This is a genomic window from Providencia manganoxydans, assembly GCF_016618195.1.
In the GTDB taxonomy this organism is placed as follows: Bacteria; Pseudomonadota; Gammaproteobacteria; order Enterobacterales; family Enterobacteriaceae; genus Providencia; species Providencia manganoxydans.
Genome location: NZ_CP067099.1, coordinates 1,807,730 through 1,822,101, shown reverse-complemented (window position 1 = coordinate 1,822,101; position 14,372 = coordinate 1,807,730). Strand labels below are relative to the sequence as shown.

Sequence of the window (14,372 nt, the reverse complement as noted above, 5' to 3'; positions counted from 1 at the left end):
CTGGCGGTACTGTTTTATAATTAGAGAGAGGTTCCCGTGTCTCGTACAATTATGTTAATTCCTACCGGCACCAGCGTTGGCCTAACCAGCGTCAGTTTAGGTGTCGTTCGCTCAATGGAACAAAAAGGTGTTCAATTGAGTGTATTTAAGCCTATCGCACAGCCGCGTGTTTCAGGTCAGAAAGACCAAACTACCGAGGTTTTACGTTCTCATTCAAGTATCACATCTATCGTCGAACCATTAGAAATGGGATATGTTGAGTCATTACTGACCTCATCAAAAAAAGACGTATTGATGGAAGAAATTGTTGCTCGTTACCATGAGCAAACTAAAAATGCAGAAGTGGTTCTGATTGAAGGTTTAGTGCCAACCCGTAAGCACTCTTTTGCCCAATCACTAAACTACGACATCGCGAAAACTTTAGGCGCTGAAATTGTGTTCGTTACTGCGCCAGGCAACAGCACAATCACTCAAATGAAAGAACGTTTAGAGTTAGTGCGTAACGAGTTCGGCGGCCCACGTAATAAAAACATCATTGGTGTCATTGTTAATAAAGTCAATGCACCTGTTGATGAACAAGGCCGTACTCGCCCTGATCTGTCTGAAATTTTTGATGACTCAACTAAAGCAACCGTCACTAATATCACACCAAAAGAATTAGAGTGCCTAAGCTTACCTGTACTGGCCTCTATTCCTTGGAACTTTGATCTGATTGCGACTCGTGCCATTGATATGGCAAAACACTTAAATGCTGAAGTGATTAACGAAGGTGAAATTAAAACTCGCCGCGTTAAATCAGTTACATTTTGTGCACGTAGCATCCCTCACATGCTAGAACACTTCCGCCCAGGTTCATTGTTGGTCACATCTGCTGACCGTCCTGATGTATTAGTTTCTGCTTCCTTAGCAGCAATGAATGGCGTTGAAATTGGTGCTTTACTATTAACTGGCGGCTACCATATCGACGCACCGATCCGCCAACTGTGCGAACAAGCCTTCGAAACCGGTTTACCCGTCTTCATGGTGAAAAGTAATACGTGGCAGACTTCATTGAACTTACAAAGCTTCAGCTTAGAAGTTCCAGCAGATGACCATGAACGTATTGAAAAAATTCAAAACTACGTTGCTCGTCATATCAGCAGCGAGTGGATTGAGTCATTAGTGGCTGATTCAGAGCGTCCAAACCGCCTGTCTCCTCCTGCATTCCGTTATCAATTAACTGAATTAGCACGTAAAGCGGGCAAACGCATTGTTCTGCCTGAAGGTGATGAACCACGTACTGTTAAAGCGGCTTCTATCTGTGCTGAACGTGGTATTGCAACTTGTGTTCTACTGGGTAATCCAGAAGATATCCGTCGTGTTGCATCCGCTCAAGGTATCGAATTAGGTACAGGTATTGAAATCGTTGACCCACTGAAAGTACGTGAAGAGTATGTTGCTCGCCTTGTTGAATTACGTAAAAACAAGGGAATGACCGAAGTTGTTGCACGTGAGCAATTAGAAGACAACGTCGTTCTCGGTACATTGATGTTGGAAAAAGGCGAAGTTGATGGCCTCGTTTCTGGCGCGGTTCACACCACAGCAAACACCATTCGCCCACCGCTACAGTTGATTAAAACTGCGCCGGGTAGCTCACTGGTGTCTTCCGTGTTCTTTATGCTATTACCTGAACAAGTTTTTGTTTACGGTGACTGTGCAATCAACCCAGATCCAACCGCTGAGCAACTGTCTGAAATCGCTATCCAATCTGCTGATTCAGCAAAGGCATTTGGTATCGACCCACGCGTTGCGATGATCTCTTACTCTACAGGTAACTCAGGTGCGGGTAGCGATGTAGAAAAAGTACGTGAAGCAACACGTCTGGCACAAGAGAAACGCCCTGATCTGATGATTGATGGCCCACTACAGTATGATGCTGCGGTAATGGCTGATGTTGCTAAGTCCAAAGCACCAAACTCACCCGTCGCAGGTAAAGCAACTGTATTTATCTTCCCTGATCTGAATACAGGTAACACCACTTATAAAGCGGTTCAACGTTCAGCGGATCTGGTTTCTATCGGTCCAATGCTGCAAGGTATGCGTAAACCTGTAAACGACTTATCTCGCGGTGCATTGGTTGATGATATTGTCTACACTGTCGCCTTAACAGCCATTCAAGCTGCACAGAATGAAAATGCTTAATCACTACGATTAACCTTTCATTCGCAAAAAGCCAACTATGATAGTTGGCTTTTTCTTTATCTATAAAATGAATAATATCAACAATAATCAAACACATTAGTTTGAATGGTTTTGATGGCCAAATCTTTATCAATAAAATCATAGATAAGCACACCTTTACCTGCACTTTGTTGCAACATCGTTAATTTGTTAGCAAGGATTGGATTCAGAATATCTGCATACCCCCTAGGATCCCCTAATTTTCCATTGGTTGCGCTGATATGGTTGAGGACTAGTTTATGGCTATAATGCGGCATGGGTAATAATAATGCATCGATGTCCTGTATTTTCTCTTCAATCTCAGGCCCATTCCAATTATCTTGCAATACGATATTGTTATTTTCATGCCAATTATATGCCCAAGTGAGATCCCCCAATGAAGATACCTGCCATATAGGTGCAGCACATTCAATTGCAATAATCTTCCCTCTTACTTCACCCAATGTTGGCCATACATAAATATCACCATTATCATTGAGTTTTGGTAGATAAAGATTATCAAGATAGTCAGCAATAAAGGTTTGAATAGCTGATTTGTATTGCTCGAAATCATCTTTTTTTTCATTGGCATTTTGGATCCGTACCAACACAAACTCAGATGGATTTTGAGCTAAAAATTGCTGTAACTGTTCGAAAATAACTTGAGCGGAAATATCGCTGATCCACTCACGATGCGCAGCAACCAAATCTCGCGTGATCCTTAAATCAAAAAAACGTACCCCAATATTCAGTTGCTCAATCAACGACAGATGCTGAGTTTTATAATAAGCACTGTCACATAAGGCCGTCATCGCATCATGCGTCCCCGGAATGCTCAATTCAGTTATTGACCGGTTATCATTAATATATTTTAACCAACAAGGTAATTTATTATTTATCATCAGGTATACTCACCTTTTATACTCTAAATACTTCAAGATGCAGGTAGTCAACTTCACTGCAACCTGAAGTATGACGAGTATATTATTAAAAATTATCCGAAAGTTTGCCTTCCGGATAATCATCATTATTGTGTTGCTCCAGCGGCCTTTTTCATCTTAATTAACTTCCAAGATAACAACGCCGCAATCAGAGTTAAAATAGATAGACCAATGAATACATGACTGATAATCGTTGTTGGGGTAAGTACTTCACGAAGAATTTTGCCATGTTCATCTAATTGTGGGCTAAAAATAATTTTACCTAATACTAAAGGGGCTAGTAATGCGGGAAGATAACCAATGGTGATCGCCAATGACATTGCTGCCGAGGCATTTTTCTTATCAATATTAGATTCACCAATCGGGGCGTAATAAACACCACGGATCATAAAACAACATGCTGAAGCACATAGCATAAGTACCATAATGCTATTACGTACAATTGGTGTCACAATATCGTCTGGCACTTGTCCCGGCAAAAAATCGGCCACCGCAGCAGGATTCATATAGAAAAGTATGCTGATCGTCGCAAGTAAGATCGCTAACAAAAATGACATAAAGCGCATAAAATGTGCGGTTGATTTAAATGCTAAAGTAACTAATAACGTTGAAAGCAATGGTAGCATCCGCAGCGCTATCACAACTGAAGCAAATATTGCTGCAACCGTTGCAGAGGTTCCATAGCCCGCCTGTAAAAAACGCGCAAAATAGGTGCCAGCAGCGACAAATGTTCCATAAATACAAAATACGTTTAGCCCAGTGATCCACACAATTGGTAATTTAATCACTTTAAAAACACCTGAAACGGCCTCTTTCACCGAGCTGGCACTTTCGGTGTCATCACCAACACGTGCGTCTTTAGATACCGCAAGAAAAATAAAGATAGCAGTCGCTAATACAATCACTGATGCGGTGATCATCATGATGCGGCTAGACGCTTCAAAATAAACCATCGCCGCCCAAACTAGACTAAGTAAAAATGCCAATAAACCACGACCAAACTCAAACATACCGAATGCAACACCTTGATGTTCTTTAGTGGTCGACAAACTAACCGCCTTAAAGTTAGCGGGTTTAAATAAAACTTCACTCAATAATAGCATCAAGAAAAAGCACAATAACAATGTTGGCATACTTAAACCTGGTGAGTTTAATGCAATAAATAGTGAAATACAGCCAACCCCGAGTGTAGTTAGAAACATAATATTGCGTACTTTAAAGCGGTCACCAATCCAACCTAACCCTATAGTACCTAACAAAATAACCAAGCCTTGCATTGAATATAACTGCCCTGCCTGTGCATCTGAAATGCCCATCGCAACAGGAAACCCTAGTGGTAAAGAATTACGCAGATCCCAAAAAGCATACAGTAATTGGGCATTTGCAGTGATAAAGAGTAATTGGATAACCGTATGGGATGAAAACCCAAATTTACGCATTAAATTAGTCATTTTTTATATCCATTATAATTATATACTCTAAGTAATCCGAGATGCTGCTAGACAACAAATCAATCCGTCGCTAGGAGCCCACAGCGTTTATGACTGGTGCAAATGGTTGTAGTCAACAACACTGTAACTTGAAGTAAGTCGAGTATATGAATAATACGTTTCATTAGTGGCTATATTTAGATAATCTAAAATTTATTTTATTTATCTAGTAATGTTGTGTAGTACGCTTGCTATCACTGTGTTGTATATAAAATTCAATAAGTCATCATAAAAATAGATAATTAGGTATAAATAACTAGCCTTGTTATGATGAAATTTAGAAACACACAAAATGAATCATGCATTTCAAAATTATTACTTATAAAAAAATTATTCCGTGATCGTTTTCACATATCATTAACCTTCATATTTATTCATGACGGATTTGCTACATAAATAACACAACAATAAAGTGTAATGTCATTAATGCTAAATATTTCAATAGGTTATTTTTATTTATAGAAAGGAAAGTAATTGCTGGTATTTAGACTTAATGCAAGGTGAGACACTCATCAATTTATGACTATATTAATTGAAAAATCATTACGGCTAATAAATAAAAAGCTAGGAGAAATATCCCCTAGCTTTGGTGTTTAGACAATATTTTATTTTTGTCTGTTATTTTTTAACAGTAAATAAAGATACAATCGTAGCAACAAGTATATTTAATATAAATGCAGCAATACCGATATTCATAAACTCAAGTCCCTCGCTTAACCAAGGGAATAATTGAGATAATGAGATATGTTCAATATAAGTGATAGCGAGGAAAAGTACGCCTGCAATAATGCCTGCGATCGCCCCAGCAGCTGACATCGGATTATATTTTCTAAAACTCATTAATAACGCAGGGAAAAACTGCGCAACAATATTGACACCAAGTAGCATTATCGCTACCAAAGTATCATTACTGTGGAAAATAAAATACAAACTGACTAAAGCAACCAGTGGCACCATAAAGCGTGCATAAATACCAGATTGGCGTTTTTCTTCACTGACATTTAACGCTTTTTGCACCACCCCCGCTAACATATTCGATGTTGTCAGCAGCAACATCGAACCTGGAACCAATGCGGTTAACATTCCCGCGGCACCAATTAAACCGACAATGACGGGTGAAAAAGTCGCCTTAGAAATTTCAAATAACGATAAATCAACTTGTGAGCCGTCAAGATGAGGTATTTGTAGGATTGCAGCATAGCCCACAAAGAAAGCAAATAACATGATCAAACTATAAGCAGGAATTAAAATACTATTGCGTTTCAATGACTTTTCATTTTTTGCCGTAAATACCGCCGCCATATAATGTGGCCAACAAAAATAGGCAACTACCGATAAGAAGATAGTGGAAATATACCAAGGAATATTTAACCCTTTTTCTGAAAAGGTTAAAAAGCCGGGGCTTGCGGTATCAATCGCACGGAACATATCACCAAAACTGCCATAATAATGCAGCGGAATATAAATACCGATAAATAACACTACCAGTAATATCATCAAATCTTTTAACGCTGATGTCCATGCAGAACCATGAATACCTGAAATCATCACAAACAAAGTAACAGCAATGATCCCAATCCAAATCGCCATATCAGCAGGAATTGCGCCATAAGAGGCCTGAGACACAATGATCCCCAACCCTTTAAGCTGTAAGACAAATAAAGGTACCATTGCTGCAATTGAAATTAAACTAACTAACAATGCTAAACCTTGACTATGGTATTTCGCCCCAAAGAAATCTGAAATCGTTCTGATATCATTTTCTTTAGCAAATCGCCAAACTCGTGGGTGCACCCAATACAAAAAGATCCCCATAAATGCATTGACGGCTAATGTATATAGAATTGCGGGTCCTTTACCATATGCCCAACCACTTCCCCCTAAAAAGGTAAAAGTGGTATAAATTTCGCCTGCACTGAGTAAAAAAACCAACAACGCACCATAACTACGCCCTCCCACCGACCACCCTTCGTGATCCATGGTTTTACCTTTTTTGGCTCTAAGCGCAAGATAAATGCTAAACAGGAAAAACAGCGTAATAACAACTAATGCTGAGCTCATTGTTCTTCCTTACTGTGTCTAGAGTCTAATACATTAATTAGCAGCATAATAAGTGCACTAACAACCACCCAAGCAACGATCCAAAACATTAAAAACGGCAGTCCCATCACAAACGGTTCTACACGATTGGCATAATAAATACCTACCGTCAGCGCTAGTAAAGGAAAGATGACCAAAAAGTGATACCATTTCATAGATAAGCTCCTTGATGATTAACCACGAGAAACTAAATTTCGTGGTAGATGGCTCAGCATTTCGACTCCATCCTCGGTGATCAACAACATATCTTCGATCATAATACTTCCAACCCCAATGCCGTAATAAGGTGTTTCAAGGCTTATTACCATACCCGCTTTAAACACTTCCTGTGCCGCCGCACTCACAAACGGGGCTTCCTCTAACCCAGTAAAAACACCGTCACCATGACCTAAATGACCACGATTGTAGTGAGGCAAGCCAGAATTACGAATTAATGCCATAGTGTCATTAAAGACATCACTTAATTGCACTCCCGGTGCAACTCGGCTTAACATATATTCATGCCCTTTCTGGATGGTTTGATAAAGCGATGAAACTTTGTCATTTGCTTTACCCACCACAAATGTTCTAGCGATATCAGCGCCATAGCCAGCCACATCAACACCACAATCAAACTTAATTAAATCACCCTCTTTGGCTGGCATATTGTCAGGTAACATTTTGGGTGAAAAATCACTGCCTACCGAGATCAAATTAAAACGGCTATAGTTCGTTTCAGGATATTGCATAACTTTCGCTTTAAACGCTGCGGTTAACTCGGCTGAAGTACACCCAACTTTAATTAACTCACTTGCAGCTTGAATACCTGCTTCGGTAATTTCCGCACTTTTTCTTAGCTGCACTATTTCCCACTCACTTTTAATCATACGCAATTCATTAAATAACGGCGCAGAATCCACTAAATTGAGTTCAGGGATCACTTTGTCTAACCACACTTTGCCTGCGTAGCTAATTTGATTTAACTCGATAGCAACCTGTTTACCATCCCCTTTAACATCTGCTAGAGCGTCTTTTAATAAGCTGAAGATAGCTTCAATTGGGCTATTAATCGGTCGTGGCTTTATCACTTTGCCATGGTCGGGGTTGTACGGATCATCAACATCAACCCAAATAGGGAAAGTTACGATATGTGCATTCGGCATTTCTAATTGCAAATTTGCCGCTTCAAATTCATTCATAATAACCAGTGATTTTATCGCAGGATCACGAAAAATAACGGCAATCGCTGTACCCGTTTGTCTAAAGGTATACATAAAGAAACTCGCAAATCCTGTTAGATGATAGAAGTTATCAGCAACTGTTGCGATGAGCACTTCGATATCATCACGTTCCATGATTTGACGCGCTTTCTTTGTGACATTCTCAAGGTGTTGTTTTTTCAAAAAAGAGATATCTTTATATGTTGTCATTATTTAATTTCTCGGGTGATGTCTAAATATCAATACCACCCCACTCAGTAAGCTTTGCGGGGTGATGAATATAACAATTAATCTTTCTACCATTTATAACTAATAGCTATACATTATTCTAGATAATACTATATAGGAAATAAGTGGAAGCATAATTGAAAAGCCAATACTGACAGTTAACTGATTGAAATAACTTTAATATTTAGCTCTTTCTGCGGAGGGATTATTGATAGTATATGTAAGGATGATTGACCTTTGCTGCTGATCCTTACAACTAAAAAGATAAAACAAAAGTTAAAAAATCGATGATTATCTTGATCAACTCAACTCTCCATTGTTCGAGTTAAGTATTATGCTTACATGTCAGTCTACCAGTACACTTAAAACATGCGTCATTCATATGAGGCAATATTGAGAGGCTATCGCCAAATTCAGTAGACCACGAACCTCTCATCTACCCTACCTAGTTGGCCGTTAATTCGAATAAAAATTCACCGTCAAAATCAACGCCTCTAGCTATCAGCACAAGAAATGGCTTTATCAAATTGATTATTACGCGTTAACCATAAGGAGAGTGCTTTCAGTGAATCTGGAGTGAACTCATCACAACGCGCGCTAATTTCATCAGGTGTTAACCAACTGACTTCAACAATTTCAGATTCCTGTAAAGCAAATGGGCCATGACTAACACAACTAAACAAACCGCCCCAAATACGACAGTTCTCACCTTCGTAATAAAATAAGCCATGCTCAGCAAATGGTACTCCAGAAACCCCAAGCTCCTCTTGTGCTTCACGCTTTGCGGAATCAAGAATATTTTCGCCTTGAGTTACCACTCCACCTGCCGTTGCATCCAAATAACCTGGATAAAAATCTTTGATATCAGTTCGCCTTTGTACCAAAATTTTTCCCATGCCATCATGGACAACAATGTAGGTCGCACGATGACGTAGATTTTCTGCACGCATTTGTCTGCGAGTTGCCTGGGCAATCACCTCATTGTTGTCATCAACAATATCAACCCATTCAACCACTTCGGTTTGTTCATCCATCCTTAAAACCTTTTTTATCAGCCTGTTAAGTACAGTTGTTATGCCATAGAACTTTACCGAAAACGGTCAAGCAAACAGTCTATCTCTCCGATATAACTCAACATTCAACAACACTACAACTCGATGTATGCCGAGCACATAACAAGGTATTCTTTTCATTGCTCCCTTGCAAGCAAACACCAATAAATTTGAGTGTTTATTCCGTACTATTGACGAATTAATCGACATTTCTCATTTCCTTATGAAATTATTTTCACAAAATTGTTAACAGCCTCAGCAAATTTATGAAGCAACTGCTATAGTTAGCACAAATAGGCTCGATATTAGTCCCATTTTTCACAGGAGGCGATTATGCGGATACTTATTACTGGCGGTACAGGGTTAATTGGTACACCCCTCGTGCAACGACTTGTTGCGCGTTCAGATAAAGTAACTGTACTAAGCCGCTCTCCACAAAAAGTTTACAGTCATTTCTGTAAAGCTGTTGAATGTTGGACTTCTCTTCAAGATAAGCAAAACCTTAATCAATTTGATGCGGTAATTAACCTTGCAGGAGAGCCTATCGCCGAAAAACGCTGGAGCGATGAACAGAAAAAAATCTTATGTGAAAGCCGCTGGGTAATAACTCAACGCTTAACGGAATTAATTGCAGCCAGTGATACACCACCACATACTTTTTTATCCGGCTCCGCTGTCGGTTATTATGGCGATCAAGGGCAAGCGGTTGTAGATGAATTTGAACAACCCCACGACGAATTTACCCATTATTTATGTCAACATTGGGAAGCGCTTGCTCAAAATGCCGAATCACCAGCAACACGGGTATGCATATTACGTACTGGGGTCGTCATGTCATTAAATGGTGGAGCATTGGCAAAAGTCCTCCCTATTTTTAAAATGGGCGCTGGTGGTCCTATTGGTCATGGAAAACAGTTTATGCCATGGATCCATATCGATGATATGGTAAATGCAATCTGCTTTTTACTCGATAATCATTCATTATCAGGGCCATTTAATATGACAGCCCCTTATCCCGTTCATAATGATCAATTTTCAGCTATTTTAGGCGAAGTTATTAACCGTCCTGCGTTTATTCGTACTCCTGCCTTTGCCATTAAAGCCATTCTGGGTGAAGCTGCTGCATTAGTTCTTGGCGGTCAACAAGCTATTCCTAAGCGCTTAGAAGAAGCGGGCTTTCAATTTGAATATATTGAATTGAAAATTGCTTTAGAGGATTTATTTAAAACACAATAAAAAATAAGATTTATATTATTAGGCTGAATAATATAATCAAATTCAGCCTTAAAACTTATTATTTACTACCTTGCCAACGGGTAAAGAGATCTTGTTCTAATTGAATATCAAATTGATCTAGAATTCGATTTACTGTTTGATCAACAATATCTTGAATTGTTTGGGGTTGATGATAAAAAGCCGGCATTGGAGGCATGATCACCGCGCCCATTTCGGCTGCTTGTACCAGTAAACGCAGATGGCCGAGATGTAATGGGGTTTCACGTACGCCTAACACTAATTTTTTGCCTTCTTTTAATACCACATCTGCTGCGCGCGTGACTAACGTATCAGTATAGCTATGTACAATGCCCGACAGTGTTTTCATGGTACATGGCATGATCACCATGCCCGCTGTACGAAATGAACCTGATGAAATCGCAGCCGCGATATCACGGCTATCATAATTATGATCAGCCAGCTGTTGGATATCTTTTACTGTGTAGTCAGTTTCTAACGATAATGTCTGGCGAGCAGCCGCACTCATCACAAGATGTGTTTCCACATGATCCACTGGTTTTAAAACTTCTAATAGCCTAATGCCATAAATGGCACCACTCGCACCAGTTAAACCAATGATTAGCTTTTTCATGCCACCCTCTTTCCAACGAATATATCCAGCGCTAATCATAACAGCTATTGTGATTAAAAACCTTCAAATCTACCGGTTAGATCGCCAAAATCAAAGATGTTAACTTTTCAGAATATCGAAATTTTCAGTAGTATTAAATTAAATAATAGAGATTGTTTTATGTTTAGGAGTAACTTTTAAGCTACGGCTCGCTGAACAAGATATAAACCTTATCTAATAAAAAACCAACCTAAAATGGAATTTCCCATAGGCTGGTTTTCTTCTTAAATCAAAAATGATTAACCTTCGTTATAAATCTCTAGGTTCTCAATCTCATTTTGATCTTTAATTTTTAGCTCATCATCTCTACGTAGATTCTCTAAATAATCTAAGTAGGTTTGATCGATATCTTTTGTGACATAAATACCATCAAACACTGAACATTCAAACTCACTGATTTCCGCATTCTCTTCACGAACAGCGTCGACCAAATCACTGAGATCTTGGAAAATCAAACCATCAGCACCAATGAGCTTACGGATTTCATCAACTTCACGACCATGTGCGATCAATTCATTGGCGTTTGGCATATCAATACCGTACACATTCGGGAAGCGAACTTCAGGTGCCGCAGATGCAAAATAAACATTTTTTGCCCCTGCTTCACGCGCCAGTTCAACAATCTGTTCTGAGGTGGTACCACGTACAATTGAATCATCAATCAATAATACGTTTTTATCACGAAATTCCGCACGGTTAGCATTCAGCTTACGGCGAACTGATTTACGACGCTCTTGTTGCCCTGGCATAATAAATGTGCGGCCAACATAACGATTTTTCACAAAACCTTGGCGGTATGGCTTATCTAAAATATGCGCGATTTCTAAAGCGATATCACAAGATGTTTCAGGTATTGGGATCACCACATCGATATGTAAGTCTTCCCACTCACGAGCAATTTTAGCGCCTAATTTTTGCCCCATACGCAATCTTGCGTTATACACTGATATTTTATCGATAAAAGAGTCTGGGCGAGCAAAATAAACATACTCAAATAAGCATGGCGTTAATTGTGGGTTCTCGGCGCATTGGCGTGTATACAGTTGACCTTTCTCGGTCACATAAACCGCTTCTCCGGGTGCAACGTCACGTAAAAACTCAAAGCCTAGTGTGTCCAATGCAACACTTTCTGAAGCTACCATGTACTCTTCAGCCCCATTTTCCAGTACCCGACGACCTAATACTAATGGACGGATACCGTGAGGATCACGAAATGCCAACATGCCATGACCAATAATCAAGGCCACACATGCATATGCCCCACGCAATCTTTTATGCATGGCAGCAACAGCAGTAAATACATTGTCTGGCTCAAGTGGAAAGTGATCAAAACGGTCTAACTCATAAGCCAATATATTTAATAAAATTTCAGAGTCCGAGGTGGTATTCACATGACGGCGAGCTGTTTCAAATAAACGACGCGTCAGTTCATGCGCATTTGTCAGATTACCATTGTGAGCAAGGGTGATACCAAAAGGCGAGTTCACATAGAAGGGCTGTGCTTCTGATGCGCTTGAACTTCCCGCAGTTGGATAACGTACATGGCCAATTCCCATGCAACCTTGCAGTCGGAGCATATGCCGTGTTTCAAAAACATCTTTTACGAGGCCATTCGCTTTACGTAAACGAATATTATTTTTGCCATCAATGGTAGCAATCCCTGCTGCATCTTGCCCACGGTGCTGAAGCACAGTTAAAGCATCATAAATAGATTGGTTGACCGGTGATACACCGGCGATACCGACAATACCGCACATTTAGTCTTTCCTCATCAGCCAGACGGAGAAATATTCTCCGGTAGGAAACTTGACGCATTTTGCAGGTAGTCAAAGAACCACCTGATTATATGACTGAACTGCGGAATAAGTTCCGAACGTTGCCAATCCTCACTTTGAGGAAGTGGTGTAAAGGTATCAAGAAAAAATAATAACGCAGATACAATTAACACACCACGCAACGCACCGAAGCAGATCCCCAGAACACGATCTGTGCCCGATAAGCCAGTTTTTTGAACCAGAGAACTAATCACATAGTTAACAACTGCACCGACAATTAATGTCGCAATAAATAATGCAGCAATAGCAATACCATTTCTGACTAGTATGTCCTCAAAGCGCGTAAAATACTGTGCTAAGTAAGGATAAAATGTACTAGCAACAAAGAATGCACAGCCCCATGTTATCAGTGATAAAGCCTCGCGAACAAACCCTCGGATCAGGCTTACCAGTGCCGAGAAGCCAATGATGGCAATAATTGCATAATCTAACCAGACCATATTTCATTCCAAAATTCGCACCCACGGCAGTGGCTGGAGTGCATTCTAACAGAAAACGAAAACGTTTGCGTAACCAATTTACATACAATTTAAAAAAACCAACGGCGAAAAGAAAAATTCATATTCGCCGCTACAATTGGTTAAAAACTCAAATTTTTATACTCTAAATAATTCGAAATACAACTAGACGACAAATCAATTCGTCGCCAAGGGCCTACAGCAGTATATGACTATTGCGTTGAGTATAGTCACTATACTTCAACGCAATATGCTATAAATCGAATGATAACGAGTATTTTATTCCTAATTCAATACTATGATTTACTCATGGCTTGAAAGCCCTAATCTCACCTTGCAGCCCCGTTATCGAACGCAACTCAGGTAATGCGCTTTCTAAGCGTTGCCGTGAAGCTTCTGGCCCAACAAAAATACGCGTTAATTGGCCATTCACTGGTCGTGAAGGAACCGTATAAACTTGATACCCAGACAACCGTAATTTTGCGACAATTTCCTCAACCTTCACTGAATTTTTCAATGCACCAAGCTGCACCACAAACGCTTTCCCCTGTGGAGCTTTAACTTCAGGCTTAGGCTCTGGTTTTGGTTCCGGCTTCGGCACTGGCTTCACTTCAGGTTTTGGCGTAGGTTTAGGTTCTGGCTTTTTAGGCTGTTCAGTTGGGGTAACCTCTTTTTCTGGCAATGTTGTGGCAGATTGCTGTTCGCGCTGCTGTTCATCTTGTTTCTGCTCAGAAATCGCTTCAGATATCATGGCTTCCGATACCGCGCCTGACGTCGAAGATTGCGTCAGCGGTGCGATCGCTTCGATATCTTGCTCGTCACCCGGTTTTGGAATAATAGGTATGGCCGCAAATTCATTTTCATTGTATTTCTTATCGCCATCAAGTAATGCGGGTAACACAATGATCCCCGCAGCAACTAAAACAATGGCGCCGACAAGACGATTTTGAAATTTACTTGCCAC

The 14,372-nt window shown here is 40.0% G+C and carries 12 protein-coding genes; 2 read left to right on the top strand and 10 right to left on the bottom strand.

Annotated elements, in window-relative coordinates; translation table 11 throughout:
* Nucleotides 1-51: 51 nt before the first annotated feature.
* On the top strand, nt 52-2,181 hold the full coding sequence (gene pta / locus JI723_RS08020; RefSeq protein WP_272579963.1) for a phosphate acetyltransferase: 2,130 nt from the start codon (nt 52-54) through the stop codon (nt 2,179-2,181).
* A 77-nt stretch (nt 2,182-2,258) separates the two neighbouring features.
* On the opposite strand, the gene JI723_RS08015 is transcribed toward pta, so the two are convergent.
* The 6 genes from JI723_RS08015 to yfcD form a co-directional block, all read right to left on the bottom strand.
* The gene (locus tag JI723_RS08015) at nt 2,259-3,101 is read right to left on the bottom strand and encodes a phosphatidylinositol-specific phospholipase C domain-containing protein (RefSeq protein ID WP_272579937.1); all 843 of its coding nucleotides are present in this window, start codon (nt 3,099-3,101) and stop codon (nt 2,259-2,261) included.
* Between the two features lie 125 nt (nt 3,102-3,226).
* Nucleotides 3,227-4,591, bottom strand: coding sequence for an MFS transporter (locus JI723_RS08010; RefSeq protein WP_140178657.1), 1,365 nt, complete (start codon nt 4,589-4,591; stop codon nt 3,227-3,229).
* Nucleotides 4,592-5,248: 657 nt separating this feature from the next.
* Nucleotides 5,249-6,691 (bottom strand): sodium:solute symporter family protein, encoded by a 1,443-nt coding sequence (locus tag JI723_RS08005; protein WP_272579935.1) that lies wholly within the window; start codon nt 6,689-6,691, stop codon nt 5,249-5,251.
* Nucleotides 6,688-6,885 (bottom strand): DUF3311 domain-containing protein, encoded by a 198-nt coding sequence (locus JI723_RS08000; protein WP_272579934.1) that lies wholly within the window; start codon nt 6,883-6,885, stop codon nt 6,688-6,690. The genes JI723_RS08005 and JI723_RS08000 overlap by 4 nt, the downstream gene beginning before the upstream one ends.
* Before the next feature lie 18 nt (nt 6,886-6,903).
* A complete protein-coding gene (locus JI723_RS07995) occupies nt 6,904-8,139 on the bottom strand; it encodes a M24 family metallopeptidase (protein ID WP_404826910.1) in 1,236 nt (411 codons plus the stop codon).
* A 512-nt stretch (nt 8,140-8,651) separates the two neighbouring features.
* Nucleotides 8,652-9,191, bottom strand: coding sequence for an NUDIX hydrolase YfcD (gene yfcD, locus JI723_RS07990; protein ID WP_070929216.1), 540 nt, complete (start codon nt 9,189-9,191; stop codon nt 8,652-8,654).
* A gap of 351 nt (nt 9,192-9,542) precedes the next feature.
* Here yfcD and JI723_RS07985 point away from each other — a divergent pair, with 351 nt between their 5' ends.
* Nucleotides 9,543-10,445: a TIGR01777 family oxidoreductase gene (locus JI723_RS07985; RefSeq protein WP_272579933.1), complete on the top strand. Its 903-nt coding sequence runs from the start codon at nt 9,543-9,545 to the stop codon at nt 10,443-10,445.
* A 58-nt stretch (nt 10,446-10,503) separates the two neighbouring features.
* Here the strand turns inward: JI723_RS07985 and JI723_RS07980 are convergent, their stop codons facing one another.
* The 4 genes from JI723_RS07980 to dedD all read right to left on the bottom strand — a co-directional run bounded on the left by JI723_RS07980 (nt 10,504) and on the right by dedD (nt 14,372).
* Nucleotides 10,504-11,076, bottom strand: a complete 573-nt coding sequence (locus tag JI723_RS07980; RefSeq protein ID WP_140178666.1) for a UbiX family flavin prenyltransferase — start codon at nt 11,074-11,076, stop codon at nt 10,504-10,506.
* Between the two features lie 278 nt (nt 11,077-11,354).
* On the bottom strand, nt 11,355-12,872 hold the full coding sequence (gene purF / locus JI723_RS07975; RefSeq protein ID WP_272579932.1) for an amidophosphoribosyltransferase: 1,518 nt from the start codon (nt 12,870-12,872) through the stop codon (nt 11,355-11,357).
* A 14-nt stretch (nt 12,873-12,886) separates the two neighbouring features.
* Nucleotides 12,887-13,390 (bottom strand): colicin V production protein, encoded by a 504-nt coding sequence (cvpA, locus tag JI723_RS07970; protein WP_070929212.1) that lies wholly within the window; start codon nt 13,388-13,390, stop codon nt 12,887-12,889.
* A 325-nt stretch (nt 13,391-13,715) separates the two neighbouring features.
* Entirely contained in the window at nt 13,716-14,372 is a 657-nt protein-coding gene (gene dedD / locus JI723_RS07965; RefSeq protein WP_272579931.1) for a cell division protein DedD, read from the bottom strand.

Excerpts from the sequence above, each read along its gene's own strand:
- JI723_RS08000 (WP_272579934.1), bottom strand. The coding sequence starts at position 6,885 with ATGAAATGGTATCACTTTTTGGTCATCTTTCCTTTACTAGCGCTGACG.
- pta (WP_272579963.1), top strand. The coding sequence starts at position 52 with ATGTTAATTCCTACCGGCACCAGCGTTGGCCTAACCAGCGTCAGTTTA.
- JI723_RS08015 (WP_272579937.1), bottom strand. The coding sequence starts at position 3,101 with ATGATAAATAATAAATTACCTTGTTGGTTAAAATATATTAATGATAAC.
- JI723_RS07985 (WP_272579933.1), top strand. The coding sequence starts at position 9,543 with ATGCGGATACTTATTACTGGCGGTACAGGGTTAATTGGTACACCCCTC.
- JI723_RS08005 (WP_272579935.1), bottom strand. The coding sequence starts at position 6,691 with ATGAGCTCAGCATTAGTTGTTATTACGCTGTTTTTCCTGTTTAGCATT.
- purF (WP_272579932.1), bottom strand. The coding sequence starts at position 12,872 with ATGTGCGGTATTGTCGGTATCGCCGGTGTATCACCGGTCAACCAATCT.
- yfcD (WP_070929216.1), bottom strand. The coding sequence starts at position 9,191 with ATGGATGAACAAACCGAAGTGGTTGAATGGGTTGATATTGTTGATGAC.
- JI723_RS07995 (WP_404826910.1), bottom strand. The coding sequence starts at position 8,139 with ATGACAACATATAAAGATATCTCTTTTTTGAAAAAACAACACCTTGAG.
- cvpA (WP_070929212.1), bottom strand. The coding sequence starts at position 13,390 with ATGGTCTGGTTAGATTATGCAATTATTGCCATCATTGGCTTCTCGGCA.
- JI723_RS08010 (WP_140178657.1), bottom strand. The coding sequence starts at position 4,591 with ATGACTAATTTAATGCGTAAATTTGGGTTTTCATCCCATACGGTTATC.
- JI723_RS07980 (WP_140178666.1), bottom strand. The coding sequence starts at position 11,076 with ATGAAAAAGCTAATCATTGGTTTAACTGGTGCGAGTGGTGCCATTTAT.